General features: G+C 47.0%; 19 protein-coding genes and 1 pseudogene. All 20 read right to left on the bottom strand.

Annotated elements, in window-relative coordinates:
- Nucleotides 1-28: 28 nt before the first annotated feature.
- The 20 genes and pseudogenes from HP552_RS13735 to rnpM all read right to left on the bottom strand — a co-directional run bounded on the left by HP552_RS13735 (nt 29) and on the right by rnpM (nt 19,847).
- Nucleotides 29-259 (bottom strand): YlzJ-like family protein, encoded by a 231-nt coding sequence (locus tag HP552_RS13735; protein WP_175396021.1) that lies wholly within the window; start codon nt 257-259, stop codon nt 29-31.
- Nucleotides 256-963 carry a ClpP family protease gene (locus HP552_RS13740; RefSeq protein ID WP_246310890.1) on the bottom strand — a complete coding sequence of 236 codons (708 nt, stop codon included), beginning with the start codon at nt 961-963 and terminating at the stop codon, nt 256-258. The genes HP552_RS13735 and HP552_RS13740 overlap by 4 nt, the downstream gene beginning before the upstream one ends.
- Nucleotides 964-1,245: 282 nt before the next feature.
- Complete coding sequence (locus tag HP552_RS13745; protein WP_175396023.1) at nt 1,246-2,925, bottom strand: ribonuclease J; 1,680 nt, start codon at nt 2,923-2,925, stop codon at nt 1,246-1,248.
- Between the two features lie 471 nt (nt 2,926-3,396).
- The gene (gene dapA, locus HP552_RS13750) at nt 3,397-4,272 is read right to left on the bottom strand and encodes a 4-hydroxy-tetrahydrodipicolinate synthase (protein WP_175396024.1); all 876 of its coding nucleotides are present in this window, start codon (nt 4,270-4,272) and stop codon (nt 3,397-3,399) included.
- Nucleotides 4,273-4,317: 45 nt separating this feature from the next.
- Nucleotides 4,318-5,535, bottom strand: coding sequence for an aspartate kinase (gene dapG, locus HP552_RS13755; protein WP_175396025.1), 1,218 nt, complete (start codon nt 5,533-5,535; stop codon nt 4,318-4,320).
- A 233-nt stretch (nt 5,536-5,768) separates the two neighbouring features.
- Nucleotides 5,769-5,905, bottom strand: a pseudogene (locus HP552_RS35800) (Asd/ArgC dimerization domain-containing protein); the annotation flags it as partial.
- A 48-nt stretch (nt 5,906-5,953) separates the two neighbouring features.
- Nucleotides 5,954-6,550 (bottom strand): dipicolinate synthase subunit B, encoded by a 597-nt coding sequence (locus HP552_RS13760; protein WP_175396026.1) that lies wholly within the window; start codon nt 6,548-6,550, stop codon nt 5,954-5,956.
- Nucleotides 6,547-7,446 carry a dipicolinate synthase subunit DpsA gene (gene dpsA, locus HP552_RS13765; protein WP_175396027.1) on the bottom strand — a complete coding sequence of 300 codons (900 nt, stop codon included), beginning with the start codon at nt 7,444-7,446 and terminating at the stop codon, nt 6,547-6,549. Before dpsA ends, HP552_RS13760 begins: the two co-directional genes overlap by 4 nt.
- Before the next feature lie 143 nt (nt 7,447-7,589).
- Entirely contained in the window at nt 7,590-8,036 is a 447-nt protein-coding gene (gene dut / locus HP552_RS13770) for a dUTP diphosphatase (RefSeq protein ID WP_175396028.1), read from the bottom strand.
- Nucleotides 7,996-9,279 (bottom strand): M16 family metallopeptidase, encoded by a 1,284-nt coding sequence (locus HP552_RS13775; RefSeq protein ID WP_175396029.1) that lies wholly within the window; start codon nt 9,277-9,279, stop codon nt 7,996-7,998. The genes dut and HP552_RS13775 overlap by 41 nt, the downstream gene beginning before the upstream one ends.
- Before the next feature lie 96 nt (nt 9,280-9,375).
- Nucleotides 9,376-10,371, bottom strand: a complete 996-nt coding sequence (locus HP552_RS13780) for a polysaccharide deacetylase family protein (RefSeq protein WP_175396030.1) — start codon at nt 10,369-10,371, stop codon at nt 9,376-9,378.
- 178 nt (nt 10,372-10,549) lie between these two features.
- Entirely contained in the window at nt 10,550-12,652 is a 2,103-nt protein-coding gene (gene pnp / locus HP552_RS13785; RefSeq protein WP_175396031.1) for a polyribonucleotide nucleotidyltransferase, read from the bottom strand.
- 231 nt (nt 12,653-12,883) lie between these two features.
- Nucleotides 12,884-13,153 (bottom strand): 30S ribosomal protein S15, encoded by a 270-nt coding sequence (rpsO, locus tag HP552_RS13790; RefSeq protein ID WP_056700672.1) that lies wholly within the window; start codon nt 13,151-13,153, stop codon nt 12,884-12,886.
- Between the two features lie 159 nt (nt 13,154-13,312).
- On the bottom strand, nt 13,313-14,251 hold the full coding sequence (locus HP552_RS13795; protein WP_175396032.1) for a bifunctional riboflavin kinase/FAD synthetase: 939 nt from the start codon (nt 14,249-14,251) through the stop codon (nt 13,313-13,315).
- A gap of 70 nt (nt 14,252-14,321) precedes the next feature.
- On the bottom strand, nt 14,322-15,245 hold the full coding sequence (gene truB / locus HP552_RS13800; protein ID WP_175396033.1) for a tRNA pseudouridine(55) synthase TruB: 924 nt from the start codon (nt 15,243-15,245) through the stop codon (nt 14,322-14,324).
- Nucleotides 15,239-16,216 carry a DHH family phosphoesterase gene (locus tag HP552_RS13805; protein ID WP_175396034.1) on the bottom strand — a complete coding sequence of 326 codons (978 nt, stop codon included), beginning with the start codon at nt 16,214-16,216 and terminating at the stop codon, nt 15,239-15,241. Before HP552_RS13805 ends, truB begins: the two co-directional genes overlap by 7 nt.
- A gap of 19 nt (nt 16,217-16,235) precedes the next feature.
- A complete protein-coding gene (rbfA, locus tag HP552_RS13810; RefSeq protein ID WP_095287719.1) occupies nt 16,236-16,595 on the bottom strand; it encodes a 30S ribosome-binding factor RbfA in 360 nt (119 codons plus the stop codon).
- 25 nt (nt 16,596-16,620) lie between these two features.
- Nucleotides 16,621-19,227, bottom strand: coding sequence for a translation initiation factor IF-2 (gene infB, locus HP552_RS13815; protein ID WP_175396035.1), 2,607 nt, complete (start codon nt 19,225-19,227; stop codon nt 16,621-16,623).
- Nucleotides 19,220-19,549, bottom strand: a complete 330-nt coding sequence (locus HP552_RS13820; protein WP_029880929.1) for a YlxQ family RNA-binding protein — start codon at nt 19,547-19,549, stop codon at nt 19,220-19,222. The genes infB and HP552_RS13820 overlap by 8 nt, the downstream gene beginning before the upstream one ends.
- Nucleotides 19,539-19,847 carry an RNase P modulator RnpM gene (rnpM, locus tag HP552_RS13825; RefSeq protein WP_095287722.1) on the bottom strand — a complete coding sequence of 103 codons (309 nt, stop codon included), beginning with the start codon at nt 19,845-19,847 and terminating at the stop codon, nt 19,539-19,541. The genes HP552_RS13820 and rnpM overlap by 11 nt, the downstream gene beginning before the upstream one ends.
- Nucleotides 19,848-19,849: the final 2 nt, after the last annotated feature.

The following is a 19,849-nucleotide window of genomic DNA, read 5'->3' on the forward strand; positions in this document are numbered from 1 at the left end:
CTTGCCCAATTTGTCTTTTTTCGTCGTGTTATGTTGGTCCAGCGTTACCTGAAAGTGGAACCTTGGCGCCAGGCATATTGGCTGGGTTCAGATAAGCTTCAAGCGGGCAATCAAGCAAACGTACAATGACAGCTTCACTCTCACTAACTGGTCTGACCTGCATCAATAAACCATTAACCTTGACTTCACGGGTATCCTCCCCTTCATTCCACATTCCGGACCAGAGATGCTCAGGCGGCATAACGGTATACATGGTCATTGTGTAAGCCCTCCTGCCTGCAGTGTTTGCCTCTTATCTCCCATAAGTTTATTTAACTGGGCAATTGCTTGCCCAATGCCGCCAACTGCGTCCATTAATCCATATTTGACTGCATCGGCACTTCCTACTGCTGTCCCGATATCCCGATTCAATTCCCCCGTCTTGAACATGAGTTCCTTGAACATCTCTTCCGAGATATTTGAATGTGTTGTGACAAAGCGTACGACACGTTCCTGCATTTTTTCCATGTATTCAAACGTTTGTGGTACTCCAATGACAAGCCCATTCATCCGGATGGGATGGATTGTCATCGTTGCACTTCCAGCAATTAGTGAATAGGTAGAAGCCACTGCGATAGGAACACCAATGCTATGCCCTCCCCCTATGACTACAGTAACAGTGGGTTTGCTCAGAGAAGCGATCATCTCGGCAATTGCCAAACCAGCCTCCACATCTCCGCCCACCGTATTCAAAATGATCAATATGCCCTCAATACGGGGGTTCTGCTCGGCAGCAACCAGTTGCGGGATAATATGTTCATACTTGGTCGTTTTATTTTGCGGAGGCAGAATCAAGTGTCCTTCAACCTGTCCAATAATCGTCATACAAAAAATATTTGACTCCCCTGCAGGCGATTGCGTCTGTCCAAACTGTTGAATGGCCTCTGTAACCGGAGACAATCCTTTATCATCTTGTACAGGCATGTTTGGAGTCTCTACCTCGGGTTGATTCGACTTGGAGGTCTGTTTACCGTTTATATATTCACTCATTATGTTAATCCCCTTCCCCAGAACCATTTTAATGTACTCCTTAGTATGGGGAAATTGCCAGTCTACTTATACCCGATTAGATGCCAAAAGCCTCGTAAAAGCCATGCAGTAAACCGTAAAACTAGAAAAAGCCCCTTATCTACGAGGAACCGTCCAATATTACTCGTAGATAAGAGGCGACTGTGTGCCTGAATATATGATTGTTTAATGTATTTATTAAACTTCCATGATGATTGGCAAAATCATCGGTCTACGACGAGTTTGCTCATACAGGAAGCGACCCAGTGCATCTTTTACATTGGTTTTGAGTGAAGCCCATTCGTTTACATTCTCACTCATCAACTTTTGCAGAGTGCTGCTGACAATACGGTTTGCTTCATCAAGCAATCCTTCAGATTCCCGTACGTACACAAATCCGCGGGAAATGATGTCCGGACCGGAAACAATTTTGCCATCCTGTTTGCTCAGCGTAACAACAACGACAAGAATACCATCTTGTGATAACAGTTTGCGATCACGCAATACGATGTTACCCACGTCGCCTACACCCAATCCGTCGATCAGCACGTTACCCGCTGTAACTTTACCCGCTTTGCGTGCTGCTCCACCTTGAATCTCCACCACTTCACCGATATCCGTGATGAAAATGTTATCCGGATCAATGCCTACAGATTCAGCAAGAACCGCGTGGCGGCGCTGCATACGGAATTCACCGTGAATCGGCAGGAAAAACTTCGGCTTCATCAGGTTAAGCATCAGCTTGAGCTCTTCCTGGCTACCGTGACCGGATACGTGTACACCGCTGTTTGCGCCACTGTAATGAACATTAGCTCCAAGACGGAACAGTTCATCAATGGTACGGCCTACGTACTTCTCATTACCCGGTACTGGTGTTGCCGCGATAATAACGGTGTCACCAGGGAGAATATCTACCTTGCGGTGAGTCGAACGAGCCATCCGGGTCAACGCAGACATTGGCTCTCCTTGGCTTCCTGTGCAAAGAATAACGACACGGTCAGCAGCCATTTTGCCTACTTCTTCAGGCTCAATGATCATGCCATCCGGGATTTCAAGGTATCCCAGGTCAGAAGCAATGCCTACAACATTGACCATACTGCGTCCAATGACTGCCACTTTGCGGCCCGTCACTTCAGCTGCATTGATTACCTGTTGAATCCGATGTACGTTGGAAGCAAAAGTAGCTACAACAACACGTTGGCTCGCTTTACGGAAGATATCTTCCAGAACAATCCCAACGTTTTTCTCGGAAGGCGTAAAGCCCGGTTTTTCAGCATTGGTACTGTCGGACAAAAGTGCGAGTACACCGTTTGTACCAATCTGTGCCATACGCTGAAGATCTGCATATTGACCATTAACGGGTGTGTGGTCGAATTTGAAGTCACCTGTATGCACTACAGCACCTTCTGGTGTTTCAACACATACACCGACGGAATCCGGAATACTATGGTTAGTAGCAAAGAATGTTGCTTTTAATACTGAACCGAGTTGAATCTCGGAATCAGCGTCAATCAGAATGCGCTTCGTTTCACCCAGCAAGTTGGCTTCCTTCAGCTTGTTTTCCACCAGTCCGAGTGTAAGCTTGGTTCCGTATACAGGAACATTAAGGTGTTTCAGAACATATGGCAATCCACCGATATGATCCTCGTGACCGTGAGTCAAAATAATACCTCTTACTTTGTCACGGTTCTCAGTCAGATACGAAATGTCAGGAATGACAATGTCGATCCCAAGCATATCTTCTTCCGGGAATTTAAGACCAGCATCTACGACTACAATGTCGTTAGCGTATTGGATGACGTACATATTTTTACCAATCTCGCCTACGCCGCCCAGTGCAAAAATCATCAGTTTATCGTTGTTATTTTTCTTAGACAAATGAATCTAAACCTCCTATGGTAGTTGGACGTCGTACCTTATTATTTTATTTATTGTAAGTTAGAAAAGTAGTCTCCACATTACAAACCAAAAGATAGGCATGTATGCAAAAGAACACCTTTATTCACGATATTTGGAAGAAGTTCTTCGAAGTAATTCCCCTACACCAACTAGTTGGATTGAAATGATTCCTTCTTAGCCGTTCCTTCCCTTTTCACCGCAAAGCCACATCTCGAAACGATGTCGCTTTCAATTTCAAAAAAATACCGCACCCAGTCACTTGACATCATTATACATGATTAAAAACAAAAAAAACAAGTCACTCTGTCGTTAAGCCATAGGTTTCCCTCTAACAGCGAGGATGAAACGAGCCAAAATGCGAAAAAAAAGAACCGCTTCTTCTGGTTTGAAGAGCAGTTCCTGTTCGATCTAATATGTTTAAAATTAACAAAATAACGATAATATCTGTAGTTAGTTAAACAGGTCGCGAATAAAGCTCTGCTCATCCTCAGTCGGCGCAATAAGAGGAAGACGCACTGAACCAACGTCCAATCCACGCAAGGTCAGCGCAAATTTCACCGCTACCGGGTTCGGCAAAGGCTGTGGACACTCGAATAGACCTTTGAATACCGGGAATAACTTCTGATGCAATTGGGTTGCTTTTTGAGCATCTCCCGAAACAAAGAAATCAATCATCTGTTTCATCTCGGCCCCAACCACATGACTGGCTACACTGACAATACCGTAAGCTCCCACCGCAATTGCTGGTAAGCCTGAGGCATCATCTCCCGAATATACCTTGAACTGTTCGGGTGCAACTGCAGCGACCTGTGTTACTTGCTCCAAAGAAGCACATTCCTTCGTAGCCACGATATTCGGAAGCTGAGCCAGGCGAAGTGTAGTTGAAGCAGACAGGCTTGCTGCCGTACGACCTGGTACGTTATACAGCATCACGGGCAGTTTGGTTGAGTTCGCGATGGCTTCAAAATGTCTGTATAATCCTTCTTGGCTTGGTTTGTTGTAATAAGGAACAACCAAAAGGACCCCATCCACTCCGGCACGTTCTGCTTCTTGTGTCAGATGAATCGAATGGGCGGTATTGTTAGACCCTGTTCCGGCAATGATTTTGCATCTTCCGGCAGCATGTTTCACTGCAAATTCAAAAAGTTGCACCTTTTCACTGTCACTAAGTGTAGGAGATTCACCAGTCGTTCCGGAAACCACAAGTGCTTCAGATTTTTGATCTGCAATTAGATAATCTATGAGCCTTGCCGTTTCCTCCCAATGAATCTCTCCTTGTTCGTTGAACGGAGTGACCATTGCTGTAATCAATCTTCCAAAGTCCACTTCGATTTCCTCCTTCAAAACAGGTCGGGCTCCGCTCGCTTCTAATTACAGATGAAGTTCGAATGAGGCATGAAGCGCCCTCAGGGCCTGAACCATATCTTCTTTTTTTACAAGTACCCAGATGGTTGTGTTCGAATCTGCCGATTGCAAAATCTGAATGTCAGCCAGCGTTAACGATTCAACAATTCTGGCCATAATTCCTGGCACACCATTTATGCCACCGCCGATAACGGACACTTTGGCACAGCCAGACAGGCTATGAGGTTTAAGACCGATCTCTTGCAAAACTTGAATAGCTTTTTCAGAGTCACTGTCAAACACAGTATAGACGACTCCTGAAGGGGTAACATTAATAAAATCAACACTAATCGAATTTTCAGCCATGGTTTTGAAGACTTTCAGCTGCAGCCGATCCGCGCCTCCCGGCACGTCGACTGTGATTTGGGTTACATTGCTTACGTAAGCGATCCCGGTCACATAACGGTCTACAATGCCTGTCTGCACATCCTGGAATCCTTCCGGATGTGTAACCAAGGTTCCTTCACTATCCGCAAAAGTGGAACGCACTCGTACAGGAATTTGGGATTGCATTGCAATTTCAACTGCACGTGGGTGAATGACCTTGGCCCCCTGATGTGCCATATTACATATCTCGGCATAACTTACAACAGTCAACGGACGTGCATCTTCCACAATCCGTGGATCAGCGGTCAAAATGCCGTTTACATCCGTATAGATATCCACCATCTCCGCATGCAGAGCAGCACCTAATGCTGTTGCTGATGTGTCACTGCCCCCACGGCCAAGTGTGGTAAAGTCTCCACTCTCCGTTTGACCTTGGAAACCCGTAACAATGACAACACGCCCTTTTTGAAGTTGCTCCAGCACACGAACAGGACGGACATCCAAAATCCGGGCATTCCCGAAATTGTCGTCCGTCACAAAGCCCGCCTGCGCACCGGTCAGCACGGTTGTGGGGATGTTTTCGTGTTCCAGCAGACTGCTAAGCGTCGTAGCGGATATGATCTCGCCACAGCATAACAATAAATCCTTTTCACGTGCAGATAGTGAATTACCATTTTGTGCTGCCCAGTCGAGTAATGTATCTGTAGCATAGGGTTCGCCTCGGCGTCCCATAGCCGACACAACAATGACCAGACTCAGTCCTGCTTCAAGCTCACGCTTAATATGACGGAGCACGTGCTCTCTTGCCTGAACCGTAGAGAGCGACGTGCCTCCGAATTTCTGTACCATGATGCGCATCTTAATTCCTCCATTTGTGTACGCAAGAAGACTGGACACGGTCAAATCAACAAATGGATCAACCTAGGGAGCGTTCCGATGCAATAAATTCAGCAATAATTACGACATTTCATGCCGTCCTTCCCCTGAAGATTGCCCTGGGCAATTCACAAAATGAAGGTCAGTTGTTACCGGATTACGACATGCATATCTCCATGAACGCATCCCGCTTGCCTGAACTTCTGGTGCAAGCAGGAATGCCCTTCAACGACAGGAACGCGTACACGGGTAGCTATTACCGCCCGATGTATCGTCCCCCATGATTTTCTTTGTTTACCTTAACCAAGTTCATTTCTTCAAGCGTATAACCGTTATCCTGGAACTTCTCCACTGCGAAATCGAGCTCTATAGCAAACCATGAAACTTGGGTCAACAAATATCAGGCCTGAGCAGAACGCTCCACAATCATCGGCTGCAATTGTTTGCCTTCCAGCGCACTCCAGCACGCCTCAGGTATAAGTTCCATTTTTGCGACTAACGAGTTCGGCTTCTTCACCGGATCATCCTGCCCGAACGGTACAAAATACATATATTTTGCTACAAGCAGTTTGGCGATGTTCGCGGCATTTAATCCCAGACCATCATTCGTGGAGATGGCAAGCACAACCGGACGCTGATTCCGCATCTGGGCTTTGGCTGCCATCAGCACTGGGCTATCGGTCATCGCATTAGCCAGCTTACTTGTTGTGTTCCCCGTGCAGGGAGCAATAACAAGTACATCAAGCAATTTGGAAGGCCCGAGCGGTTCCGCCTCAACAATTGTAGAAATAATATCATTCCCGGTTATATCTTTCAACTGTTTTTGCCAGCTTTGCGAAGTACCAAAGCGTGTGTCCGTTGTTAAAACCGAATTGGAAATAATCGGTACCACATTCGCACCCTCAGCCACAAACCGGCTAATCACCGGCATAACCTCTTCAAACGTACAATGAGATCCTGTAATAGCATAACCTACCGTTTTTCCCTGCCAGTTCATTGTTCAACCTCCCGTGCGTTTTGTTCTTCCAAAAGCAAACGGATCAACGCGTCGGCAATAATGCCGCCAGCCGTTTTGGGAGCAACAATGCCGGGGAGGCCTGGCGCAAGCAGCGCTTTAATACCGCGTTTTTCAGCATACCTGAAATCACAGCCGCCAGGGGCGGATGCGAGGTCAATAATGACTGCTTTTTGCGGCATTCTGGACAGGATTTGTGCTGTGATTATCATAGTCGGTATCGTATTAAAAAGCAAGTCAACCCCCCCGGTTTGAGCGGCCAAATCCGTTGTCATAAAAGGCTTCCAGCCCATTATGTTTGCGCGCGCCGCATCCTCTCCCCGCCTGATTCCCACCCGTACATTTGCCCCAAGACCCTGGAGCGTTTTGGCCATTGTAAATCCCGTTCTGCCCAATCCGAGCACGATACATTCCGAGCCGTGGATCGTGAAGTCCGTCTCCCGAATCGCCATAGCGACTGCTCCTTCAGCTGTCGGTATAGAGTTGTAGAGCGCGATATCATCACGATCCAGCACTTCAACTAGCCGTAAGCCGTTATCCACGCATAACTCACGCAAAAATGGCTTTGCCATTCCCGTAAAAACAATACAATGCTCTGGCAATGCCGCTATCTGTTCTTTTTTCAGGAAAATCGGCAAATCACTGAACGAGGTGCTCACTTTTCCCTGATCATCACATGCAACCACAGGAAGCACCAGCACATCCGCAGAAGCCAACACTTCTTCCTCCAGTTCATGATGTTCGATCCCCGGAATGGAACGCTCAAGCTTGTCGAAACCGACCACACTTACCGTAGCATCAAGCTCTGCGCATTTTTGAATGACTTCAAGCTGCCGCGCATCTCCGCCCAGGACTACAATCCGGACTCCGGTCAGCATCGGGACGTCACTCCTTTCACCACATGTATGCCTTATCGTATGCAAGGGCCCACAGGGGGGTGAAAACAATACATGCTTTCCTTTCTCTGAATACAAAAAAAGCCTTCCCACGTGGGAAGGCCCTCATTGTCTATAGCCATTGCTTACTTTCCGGTATGACCGAATCCACCTTCGCCGCGAACCGTTTCCGAGAGTTCATTTACTTCGGTTAGTTCAACAGCCGGCACAGTCTGGAATACGATCTGGGCAATGCGTTCACCACGCACAATCGTGAATGGCTCCTGCCCCAGATTAACCAAAAGCACTTTAACTTCACCCCGGTAATCCGCATCAATCGTGCCCGGTGTATTCAGGCAGGTAATGCCGTGTTTAAACGCCAGGCCACTGCGCGGACGAATCTGTGCTTCGAGGCCGGCAGGCATAGCCATAGCCAATCCAGTCGGGATCAGTGTGCGTTGTCCCGGATGCAGCACAACGTCCTCCTGAAGCGCAGCAACTACATCAAAGCCTGATGCCAGCTCCGACATTTTTTGAGGCAGTTTAATATCTTCATTGCCCGGTAACTTTTGAATTTGAACGTAATGCAACAAAATCATCCCTTCTTAATCCAGCAATGGTGCGATCGGAAGCACCGACCATAGCGAGCGCAAACGGCTCCGCGAACATCAGGTCAAGTACAGCATCGATGTCATCCATCGTTACTTGTTCAATTTTGGCAATCATTTCATCCAGCGTGTGATGTCTGCCCAGCATCAGCTCGTTTTTACCGAGGCGGTTCATCCGGCTTCCCGTGCTTTCCAAACTGAGAATCAGACTTCCCTTCAGCTGTTCTTTTCCTTTGCGCAGTTCATCTTCCGACAGACCGTTCACAGCAAGGTCATGCAGAACCTCTTTGGTCAGATCCAGCACTTCCTTCGTCTGTTTCGGTGCAGTACCTGCGTATATAGTAAACAACCCACTGTCCGCATGAGAGCTGTGGTAGGAATATACGGAATACGCCAGTCCGCGTTTTTCACGAATTTCCTGGAACAGTCTCGAGCTCATTCCGCCGCCAATGGCGTTGTTCAAAACCACCATGGCAAACTGCAGCGGATCTCCGATTTTACAGCCCGGAAACGAAATACAGATGTGATTCTGTTCCGTTTTCTTTTTGTGAAAGAGCTGCCCACTCTGGAATTTAGGAATGGTAATTGGTTCTGGCGCACCATGAACGTCAAATGATCCAAAATGCTTTTCCATCAAATCAATCACACTGTCATCAATGTTACCTGCGATACTAATGACTGTATTTTCAATTGTATAGTGCTCTTTCATATATGCGCGCAGATGGCTGGAATCCATCGCTTTAAGGCGTTCCTCTGTACCCAGAATCGGGTAAGCCAGCGGATGTTCTCCATAGGCAGCCGTAGCCATCAGATCATGTACCATGTCATCCGGCGTATCCTCGTACATTGAAATCTCTTCCAGAATGACGTTTTTCTCCTTGATGAGCTCGCCATCATCCATTTTGGAACGGAAAAACATGTCGGACAACACATCTACGGCGATAGGCAGATGTTCATCCAATACTTTAGCATAATAGCACGTGTATTCTTTCGAAGTGAACGCGTTCACGTTACCGCCAATAGCATCAAATTCTTCCGCAATAGCCTTAGCATCATAACGATCCGTTCCCTTGAACAACATGTGCTCAATAAAATGTGATACTCCATTGTTCACAGGCTGCTCATTACGCGAGCCTGTCTTGACCCATATACCAAAAGACACGGAACGACAGGTCGGAATCTGTTCCATGACTACCCTGAGGCCATTGCCCAGCTGAATTTTTTTCACGGTTGGCCCTCCTACATCTCTATAATTGCCTTGATCTCCAAGAAAAAGAAATCGACATTTGGTTCCAACTGTTTGATATTAACAAAAAAACGCCGCTCACTCAACCGCTGGAGCTTTAATACGCTCGGAAGATAACGTTTCGCTCACGGTACCAAGTACAAGCCCTTTGGACCGTATCGATTGAATCATGCCTTTCAATGCGCCGGATGAAGACGCCGTGGGATGCATCAAAATCAACGTACCGGCCTCCACCTTTGCAGCAATTTTATCTACAATCGAGGCTGAACTTGGTTTTCGCCAGTCTACCGTATCCAGTGTCCATAGGACCGTTTGCAGTCCCATGCTTGACGCAATGTCCACCGTTTTCTGATTAAAATCACCTGAAGGGGGGGCAAACCATCGATTTTCCACCCCCAGTGTTTCTTTGAGCAAATCCTCGGTTTTTCCAATCTCGAGTCTGGCCCGTTCTGCACTTAAACGGCTCATATTGGGATGGGAGTAAGCATGGTTGGATAGTTCATGCCCACGTTTTTGGATCTCTTTGGCCAATTCGGCATTTTTCTTCAGCCAGCTTCCATCCAGAAAAAAAGTAGCCTTCACCTTCTCGGCCTCGAGAATATCGAGCATCGGGATAATGTGCTCATTCCCCCAGGCCACATTGATCATAAACGAAACCATCGGTTTCGCAGGATTCCCCCGGTATATGGGATGAGCTCCCAAATCCTTAAGCTGGATTTCCGGCTCAACCTGACGGTAAACATATGAAATTTTTGTATTCAAGTTCCCACCAAGCGCCTTGCGATACGTGGCTTCCACATCAATCTCCATGCCATTATATCCTGGTATTGCTTTCCATACCCGATCTACTTTGGCATTGACCGGAGCAATTTTTGTTTCGGCCGCTTTATCCCGGATCGCCGACAACAAGGCATCCTCTCCGGTCGCCTCTTTAAACATGTCAAATGCATTTTGAGTCCCAGGGCCATCACGGATCTCCGTAATGTATGTACGTACACTGCCTACTTGTCCGACCAGTATGACAGCTGCCACACCTGCCAGAACTGCAACCAGCTTTTTGGATTGGTTTTTCACAGTTCCATCCTCCCGCCGTCTTTGTCCCCATCATATGAGGACAAGGGCAAGAATATGAACAAATTCAGGCAGTCTTTCGAAAACCGCAAACGTTATGGAATTTTAGGCGTTAAAAAAAGAGCCAGAAATACACATTCTGTCTCTTCATTCAATCAATCTGTAGAACATACAGCAGGATTTAGGATTGTGCAGGAGCTTCAGCCGTCAATACTGCTTTGCGGGACAAGTTGATCCGGCCTTGTTGGTCAATTTCCGTCACTTTAACCGTAATGGAATCACCAATCGCTACAACATCTTCTACTTTGGCAACACGTTCTGTCGACAGTTGTGAGATGTGGACCAGACCTTCTTTGTTCGGAAGAACTTCAACAAAAGCACCGAATTTCTCAACGCGTTTTACTTTGCCGACATAAATCTCGCCAACGAGCACTTCGCGTACGATTCCTTCAATAATCGATTTTGCTTTATCGTTCATATCCTGGTTGGAAGAAGCGATAAATACACGTCCATCCTGTTCAATATCAATCTTAACACCGGTTTCCTCGATGATTTTATTGATAATTTTACCACCTGCACCGATGACATCACGGATTTTATCCGGATTGATATGCATGGTTGTAATTTTAGGAGCATATTGTGACAACTGCTCACGTGGAGTTTGCATCACTTCGGTCATTTTGCCAAGGATATGCATACGACCTTCTTTGGCTTGAGCCAAAGCTTCGGACAAAATTTGACGATCAATACCATCAATTTTAATATCCATTTGAATCGCTGTTACACCGTCTGGTGTTCCTGCAACTTTGAAGTCCATGTCTCCCAGGTGATCTTCCATCCCTTGAATATCACTTAGAATGGATACATGCTCTCCATCTTTGATCAGACCCATAGCCACACCAGCAACTGGCGCTTTAATTGGCACACCTGCGTCCATCATCGCAAGTGTACTTGCACAAATACTTGCCTGTGAAGTTGATCCGTTCGATTCAAGTACTTCCGATACCAGACGAATGGTGTACGGGAAGTCCGTTTCCGAAGGAATGACTTTAGCAAGGGCACGTTCACCCAGAGCACCATGTCCAATTTCACGACGTCCCGGAGCACGCAGTGGACGAGCTTCACCTACGCTGAATGGAGGGAAGTTGTAGTGATGCATGAAACGTTTTGTTTCTTCCAGGCTAATTCCGTCCAGAATCTGAACATCACCCAGAGCACCAAGGGTACAAATGCTAAGCGCTTGTGTTTGACCACGTGTGAACAAACCGGAACCATGCGTACGTGGCAGCAAGGATGTATCACACTCAATTGGGCGAATCTCCGCAAGTCCGCGTCCGTCCGGGCGAACCTTATCATGAGTGATCAGGCGGCGCACTTCTTCTTTAACGATATCGTGCAGCACTTCCTTCACGTCTTTGAGCAGTTCAGGCGTTTCAATGTATTTCTCTTCAAAGTGAGCAACAGTTTCGTCATTCACAACGTCGATGGCATCCTGACGAGCATGCTTCTCTGCAATCTTAACTGCTTCAACCAGGCGAGCGCTCGCAAATTCGCGTACACTGCTGTTGACTTCAGCATCCACGGCGTGCAGTTTGACAGCCATTTTTTCTTTGCCGGCCACTTGAACAAGCTGTTCAATAACAGCCACAATGTTCTTGATTTCATCATGTCCGAACATGATGGCTTCAAGCATGATTTCTTCCGGAACTTCGTTTGCTTCCGCTTCTACCATCATGATGGCATCCTTGGTCCCTGCAACTACAAGCTCAATCTCACTAACTTCAAGCTGTGCAATCGTAGGGTTAATGATGAACTCACCATCAATACGTCCAACTTTTACGCCACCAATAGGTCCGTTAAATGGTACGTCCGAGATGCTCAGTGCAGCCGATGTACCGATCATGGCAGCAATTTGCGGTTCACAGTCCTGGTCAACGCTCATAACGATATTAAGTACTTGTACATCATTACGGAAACCTTCAGGGAACAATGGACGAATTGGACGGTCTGTCAGACGACTTGCGAGAATGGCCTTCTCACTTGGTCTTCCTTCCCGTTTAATGAATCCGCCTGGAATTTTACCTACAGCATACAATCTTTCTTCATAGTTCACCGTGAGCGGGAAAAAGTCCAAATCTTTCGGCTCGCTGGATGCTGTCACGGTACACAATACAACGGTATCTCCGTAAGTTACCTTAACGGCAGCATTAGCCTGTTTGGCCAAACGTCCTGTTTCAAGCACAAGCGTTCTTCCACCAAGCTGCATTTCAACACGCTTTTCCATGAAATCCCTCCTTCTAATCGTTCCTTACACAATGGATTCTGCATTTCATCAGTATTTCCTGCTTGTCCTGCATTCATTAACCTGCAAAACAAAAGCCCCTTGCGGAGCTATCATCTACAAATATATGGCAACATGTTCATCTACAAAACAACCCGGCTGTAAACTCCGCTTGTCCCTCTAATGAGGAATGACGGAAAACAGCCAGGTTGGTTTTGAAAACATGTACGATAATTAACGACGCAATCCGAGTTTCTCGATCAATGCGCTGTAACGTTTAACATCTTTGTTTTTTACGTAAGCCAAGAGCTTACGACGTTGACCTACCATTTTCAAAAGTCCACGACGTGAGTGGTGGTCCTTCTTATGCGTACGCAAGTGGTCTGTCAAACTTCTGATGTTTTCCGTAAGGATAGCAACTTGCACCTCAGGTGATCCAGTATCGGACTCGTGAGTTTTGTGCTCGTCGATCAGTTGTTGTTTACGTTCTTGAGTCAATGCCATCCTATTCACCTCCTTCATTATAATCGCCATTAGCCTCGTCACCGCCGGTGAGAGCATGCAACCAAGCCAAGGTTATCTGTTGTCTAAAACGACAACGTAGTACATTATATCATAGTTGCCTAACGAAAGTAAATGTAAACATCCATTTTACCCAGAATTTCAACTTAAGAGTCGCGCAGCAGTCAGGGCATCTTCACGAATCTGACTGATCAAAGCATCAATGGAGTCAAACTTGCGTTCTGCACGGATGTAGTGAACCAGCTCCACCCTCAACTCCTGATCGTACAGATGCCCTTCAAAATCAAGCAAATGCACTTCAAACGTGGGTTTCATTCCACTATCATGGAATGTGGGCTTCACACCAAGATTCATTACCCCTCGCAGCAGCTGATCCCGATAATATACACGAACAGCATACACACCTTTTGCAGGTGCCACGTAATGATCCGTCAGTTCAAGATTAGCGGTTGGAAAACCAATTGTCCGTCCGCGTTTCTCTCCGTGAATGACTGTCCCCCTAATGCTGTATGGGCGTCCCAGCCACTGACTTGCTTCATCCATTTCTCCGCGTTTGAGCAATCCACGGATTAAAGAACTGCTGACTTTCTCACCATTGAGCAAAAATGGAGGCACAGTCTCTACAGACATTTGATCACTGCCCAGCGCCCGAAGCATCTGTTCATCCCCAGCTCCCTTATGACCAAAGCGGAAGTCAAAACCCACGACTGCTGTTCTGGTCTGAAGTGGAAGCAGCAGATCATGTACAAATTGCTCTGGTGTCAGCTGTGAGAATTCTTCATTAAATTCCACAACATATAACACATCAACGCCCATCTCTGCCAGGATATCTTCCTTATCTCTCAAAGGAGTCAGATAACCTTCGTAATCTCCTTTACGCATGACTTCCTTCGGATGCGGATGGAAGGTCATTACCGCTGCCTGCATGCCCGTTTCCCGAGCAATACGCACAGCAGACAGAATGACGCTTGCATGTCCGAGATGCATTCCGTCAAATTGGCCGATGGCCAGCACCTGCGGCTGTCTACGCAATTCATCGGAATTTAATGTCTGCGGATACGTTAGCATTACGGTTTTCATACAATCAATCACCTGCATTTCACTTGATAGACCGAGCTTAACACCACACTAATCTAAACTCAAGGCCTCTTTATTCCGGTAAAAAAACCTTAACTGCTCGAACGGTCGGTTTAAGTTCATCCCGTTCAAAAATACCGAGAAATGTCCCGTCCTGTGCGTATAACCGCAGAAGCCCAGGCTGTTCCACGGGTGGATCCAGTAAACGTGCGGACAATTTCTGACCTTGAAGAGCCCCTTTGGTGTGTTCCTCCAGAACCTTATGTGCAGGCATGGAGTTAATGGCTTCATCTACCGGAATCAGCACTTCAGCCAGTGTACCTGCAGCCATGTGCTGTTCCACGTCCTCGAAGCGAAGGCAACGTTCTGCTGTAATTCCTGCAGAAATGGTTCGCTCCAGCTGAACCATGGTTGATGGGTAGCCCAGTTCTCGGCCGATATCCACACACAATGTCCGAATATACGTACCTTTGGAACACAATGCGCGGAAAGAAATATCTGTTGTGTCGCCCTGCGTTTCGATTCCCGTCAGTTCAAGCTCATAGATCGTAACCTCACGGCTCTTGCGCTCCACTGTTTTCCCTTCACGTGCAAGCTCATATAGACGTTTGCCATCGACTTTGACCGCAGAAAACATGGGTGGTACCTGGGAAATTGTACCCGTGAACTGCTTAAGGACCCGTAGAACCTGCTCTTCTGTAACATTCACTGCCTTTTCTGAACGCTCGACAATTTCTCCCGTCATGTCCTCTGTGTCTGTGGACAGGCCTAATCGGAGTGTTGCGAAGTACTCTTTGGGAAGTTCCTGCATGTACTCAACTACCCGGGTTGCACGTCCAAGACATAGCGGAAGTACACCTGTGACCTGCGGATCCAGCGTTCCAGTGTGTCCAATACGCTTCATTTTCAGAATGCGCCGCATTTTGGCTACAACATCATGTGAGGTGAAACCTGCAGGTTTGTATACAGGCAGAATTCCTTCAATTGGTTTTACCATTGTGAATTCACCTGCTTCAGCACTTGGGCAACAATATCATCTAAGTCACCTTCCACGCGGCACCCGGCAGCGAGTACGTGACCACCACCGCCAAACGTTTGAGCAAGTGCAGCGACATCAACTTTCCCAGCAGACCGGAGGGATACTTTTACAGCATTATCGTTGATCACTTTGAAAAAGATCCCCACTTCCACGCCTTGGATATTTCGCGGATAGTTTACGACACCCTCCAGATCTTCATTGGCTGCACCACAAGCGATCATATCTTCCGGTGTAATGACCACCCAGGCAATTTTGCCATCCTCGGTCATTTTCAGACTTGAAAGAGCCTGATTCAAGATACGGACTTGGGGAAGAGTAACCTGTTCGAGCAAAATTTGCGCGAGGAAAGGTCCATTCACGCCATGTTCAAGCAGTTTGGATGCCGTAGTCATTACATTAGGACTGGTATTTGCATAACGGAAACCGCCTGTATCCGTCAGCAAACCTGTATAAATAGCCGTTGCAGCATCTTTATTTATCGTCACCGGGAACAAGTTTACAAAATCAAACAAAATTTCCGCGGTAGCTGCAGCATCCGGTTTAATGATATTTACCGTTCCATAAGCATCATTGGTTGGATGATGATCAATATTTAATATAACAGCATCTTCTTCGAAATAATGACGAGTTAAGCCAACTCTTGCAAAGTCTGCACAGTCCACACAAATCACTGCTTTATATTTACGCTGCGGTGGTTGTTCGGTCATGTTCACGATTGAGTCGGCTTCCCACAAAAAACGCATACGCTGCGGGATTTCACCTTCATTTATCATCGTGAATGTCTTCCCCAGACATGACAGCAGCCAGCCCACTGTTACCGTCGAGCTGACTGCGTCACCGTCCGGCTGTACATGCGACACGACCAGGTAATCATCATGCTCCAGCAGAAATTGCTTTCCCGCCTGAAGCGCCTGTTCATAAGTGTGCATTGCCGTCTCCTTTATGCTGTTACTGGGATTCGTTCTTGTCGGTACCGATGTCACCAAGCAGCTTCTCAATCCGGCTGCCATAAGCGATCGATTCGTCAATCTTGAATATCAATTCGGGAACATGGCGAAGTCTGATCCGCTTGCCCAGCTCGGAGCGCAAAAATCCATTTGCTTTCTCGAGTGCTTTAAGCGAATTGTCCTTTTGCTCCTGTTCACCGAAGACACTCAGATAAACTTTGGCTTGCGACAAGTCGTTAGTCACGTCGACACCTGTTACGGTAATGAAGCCGATACGTGGATCTTTCAGTTCAGACTGGATGAGCACGCTCAATTCTTTCTTGATCTGCTCGCCCACTCTACCTGTACGAATCTTGGCCATAGTTGTTCACCTCATGCTTCCTTGCTTATCGTTGTACCGTCTCCATAACAAAGGCTTCGATAACGTCGCCTTCTTTGAGATCGTTGTAGTTATCAAGAGTAATACCGCATTCGTAGCCCTGTGCTACTTCTTTGGCATCGTCTTTGTAACGTTTCAGTGAATCAAGCTTACCTTCGTAAAGGACAATGCCGTCACGAATCAGGCGCGCTTCAGCTGAACGTGTAATTTTACCTGAGGTAACCATACATCCAGCAATGGTACCCACTTTACTGATTTTGAACGTGCTGCGAACTTCAGCGTGACCAATCACATTTTCTTTGTAGATCGGATCAAGCATCCCTTTCATCGCTTGTTCAATTTCTTCGATAACACTATAAATGACACGGTGGAGACGGATATCTACTTGCTCTTGATCTGCAGTTGTTTTCGCCTGATTGTCAGGACGAACGTTGAAACCAATCACGATGGCATTCGATGCAGCCGCCAAAATGATGTCGGATTCGGTGATGGCACCAGCACCGCTGTGAATGATCTTCACGCGTACACCTTCAACCTCGATTTTTGCAAGTGAACCCTTCAATGCTTCAACCGAACCTTGAACGTCACCTTTAATAATGACATTCAGATCTTTGATTTCGCCGTCTTTGATGTGTTGGAACAGATCGTCCAATGTTACACGTGTATTTGTACCCAAATCGGATTCACGTTGCGTGATCGCACGTTTGTCAGCGATAGAGCGAGCTTTACGCTCATCTTCAAATACCATGAACGGATCTCCCGCACCTGGAACTTCAGTCAAACCTGTGATTTCTACAGGTGTTGAAGGTCCAGCTTCTTTCAGACGACGACCTTTGTCATTGACCATCGCACGTACGCGACCGAAGCAGTTACCTGCAACAAAGGCATCTCCGACTTTCAAAGTACCGTGCTGTACCAAAATACGGGCAACTGGGCCGCGTCCTTTATCCAGCTCGGCTTCGATAACTGTACCACGGGCACGTTTGTCCGGGTTCGCTTTGTACTCGTTCACTTCAGCAACGAGCAGGATCATTTCGAGCAGACCTTCCAGACCCATTCTTTGTTTCGCCGAAACGTTAACAAAGATGGTGTCACCGCCCCATTCCTCAGGAACGAGTTCATAGTTAGTCAATTCCTGTTTTACTCTGTCCGGATCAGCACCTGGCTTATCGATTTTGTTAACCGCTACGATAATTGGAAGACCCGCTGCTTTTGCGTGGTTAATGGCCTCAACGGTCTGTGGCATAACGCCGTCATCCGCAGCAACAACGATGATCGTAATATCCGTTACTTGAGCACCACGAGCACGCATGGCTGTAAACGCTTCGTGACCCGGTGTATCCAGGAACGTAATTTTTTTGTTGTTGATTTCAACTTGGTAAGCACCGATGTGCTGTGTAATTCCGCCAGCTTCGCCGCCTGTTACATTCGTTGAACGAATGGCATCAAGCAATGTTGTTTTACCATGGTCAACGTGACCCATAATCGTTACAACCGGAGGACGGGATTGCAGATCCGCAGGATCATCATTCTCTTCCACCGTTTCGAAACGGTCGTCTTCAACCACAATTTTCACTTCAACCTCAACACCGAATTCACCTGCGAGCAGAAGAATGGTATCAATATCGAGCTCTTGGTTAATTGTAGCCATAACACCCATACCAATGAGTTTTTTGATAACTTCGGAAGCATCTTTGTGAAGCAGCTTCGCTGTTTCACCTACAGTCATATCACCGCGTACGATGATTTTCTTAGGTGTATTATCAATTTTCTCACGTTGTTGGTACTGTTGTTGATTTCTGTTACGGTTGTTCTTGCCACCGCGGTTGCCACGGAAGTTGCCGCCACGGTTGTCGTCATAACGACGTCCGCCGCCGCCACTGTTTGAACGGTTGCCGTTGTTGCTGTTATTACCGGAACTGCCTTGGCCGCCTCTACGTTGGCCTTGACCTTGGCTCTGTCCTTGGCCACCGCTACGGTTGCCGCCATTGCCAGTGTTGCTTGGTCCAGCGCTTCTCACTTGGCCGCCGCCACTGTTGTTCGGACGTTGTCCTGAACCTTGTGGACGTGAAGCTGTGCTGCTTGTTCCGCCTTGTGGACGTGAAGCTGTACTGCTTTGTCCGCCTTGCGAAGGTCTGGAACGATTACCTGTTTGTCCGCCCTGGCTGGAGCCTTGGGAAGAGTTTGTTCTGTTGCGGCTATCTTGGCCGCTGGGTCTTTGGGAGCCGTTGTTATTGTTTGAATTTGGTCTGTTGTTCATACCTACCTGCTTTTCCTGTTGTATTTTTGTTTGTACGGGACTACCGGATGTATTACTGTTGTTCGGCGTGTTCGCTCCGCCGGCCGGCTTACTGCTGTCCACTGTTTTTTCACTGCGCACCGACGAAGTAGCGACTGGTTTTGCTTCGCTGCCTTGTTTGGATGCTGCAGTGGATTTTATATCTTTAAAAAATTGTTCCACCTTACCCACTGAACCATTCTCCATGACACTCATATGATTGTTTACGGGGATATCCAGTTTTTTAAGAATGGTTATAATTTCTTTGCTGCTCATATTAAGGGACTTCGCATATTCATAAACTCGCAATTTATCCTTGTTTTCCTGTTTACTCAATATACTCCACCTCCGACATTATACCGACTTGCTTGGAGATCATTTTTGCAAACCCTCGATCCGTTACTGCAAGAACAACCCGCGTTTCTTTACCGATACTTGAACCCAGACTATCCCGGTCAAATCCGATCACCAGAGGAACCTTGTATGTTCCACATTTGTCGCGAAATTTCTTTTGTGTATTGGCCGAGGCGTCACCCGCAACAATAACCATTTTAGCTTCGGAAGAACGGATCGCCTTAAGCACGATTTCTTCACCCGTCACCAGCTTGCCTGCACGCATAGAGAGTCCCAGATAAGACAACGTTTTGTTATTCATCATGATCACGCTCCTGCGCTGCGATGAAATCATCTTCAACAGAAGCGAAGTCAGCAGCCAATTGCTCGTAAATTTCAGGTGAAACCTTGCCTTTCAGCGCACGATCCAAAGACCGGTTTTTGAGTGCAAGTTTAAAACAGGATTCCTTGCCGCATAAATAAGCGCCACGTCCGGATTTTTTGCCAGTCAAATCGATCAGCACTTCATCCTCTGGCGTTTTAACGATACGGATCAGCTGCTTTTTGGGCATCATTTCTTGGCACGCCACACATTTGCGCAGCGGCACTTTTTTCTGTTTCATAC

The sequence above is a fragment of the Paenibacillus xylanilyticus genome (genome assembly GCF_013359935.1).
Lineage (GTDB): Bacteria > Bacillota > Bacilli > Paenibacillales > Paenibacillaceae > Paenibacillus > Paenibacillus xylanilyticus.

What these genes read in the sequence shown, in the direction of transcription:
- HP552_RS13735 (WP_175396021.1), bottom strand. Translation starts at nt 259, where the DNA reads ATGACCATGTATACCGTTATGCCGCCTGAGCATCTCTGGTCCGGAATG.
- HP552_RS13740 (WP_246310890.1), bottom strand. Translation starts at nt 963, where the DNA reads ATGCCTGTACAAGATGATAAAGGATTGTCTCCGGTTACAGAGGCCATT.
- dapG (WP_175396025.1), bottom strand. Translation starts at nt 5,535, where the DNA reads ATGCGCATCATGGTACAGAAATTCGGAGGCACGTCGCTCTCTACGGTT.
- HP552_RS13760 (WP_175396026.1), bottom strand. Translation starts at nt 6,550, where the DNA reads ATGAACTGGCAGGGAAAAACGGTAGGTTATGCTATTACAGGATCTCAT.
- dpsA (WP_175396027.1), bottom strand. Translation starts at nt 7,446, where the DNA reads ATGCTGACCGGAGTCCGGATTGTAGTCCTGGGCGGAGATGCGCGGCAG.
- pnp (WP_175396031.1), bottom strand. Translation starts at nt 12,652, where the DNA reads ATGGAAAAGCGTGTTGAAATGCAGCTTGGTGGAAGAACGCTTGTGCTT.
- rpsO (WP_056700672.1), bottom strand. Translation starts at nt 13,153, where the DNA reads ATGGCATTGACTCAAGAACGTAAACAACAACTGATCGACGAGCACAAA.
- HP552_RS13795 (WP_175396032.1), bottom strand. Translation starts at nt 14,251, where the DNA reads ATGAAAACCGTAATGCTAACGTATCCGCAGACATTAAATTCCGATGAA.
- truB (WP_175396033.1), bottom strand. Translation starts at nt 15,245, where the DNA reads ATGGTAAAACCAATTGAAGGAATTCTGCCTGTATACAAACCTGCAGGT.
- HP552_RS13805 (WP_175396034.1), bottom strand. Translation starts at nt 16,216, where the DNA reads ATGCACACTTATGAACAGGCGCTTCAGGCGGGAAAGCAATTTCTGCTG.
- rbfA (WP_095287719.1), bottom strand. Translation starts at nt 16,595, where the DNA reads ATGGCCAAGATTCGTACAGGTAGAGTGGGCGAGCAGATCAAGAAAGAA.
- HP552_RS13820 (WP_029880929.1), bottom strand. Translation starts at nt 19,549, where the DNA reads ATGATGAATAACAAAACGTTGTCTTATCTGGGACTCTCTATGCGTGCA.
- rnpM (WP_095287722.1), bottom strand. Translation starts at nt 19,847, where the DNA reads ATGAAACAGAAAAAAGTGCCGCTGCGCAAATGTGTGGCGTGCCAAGAA.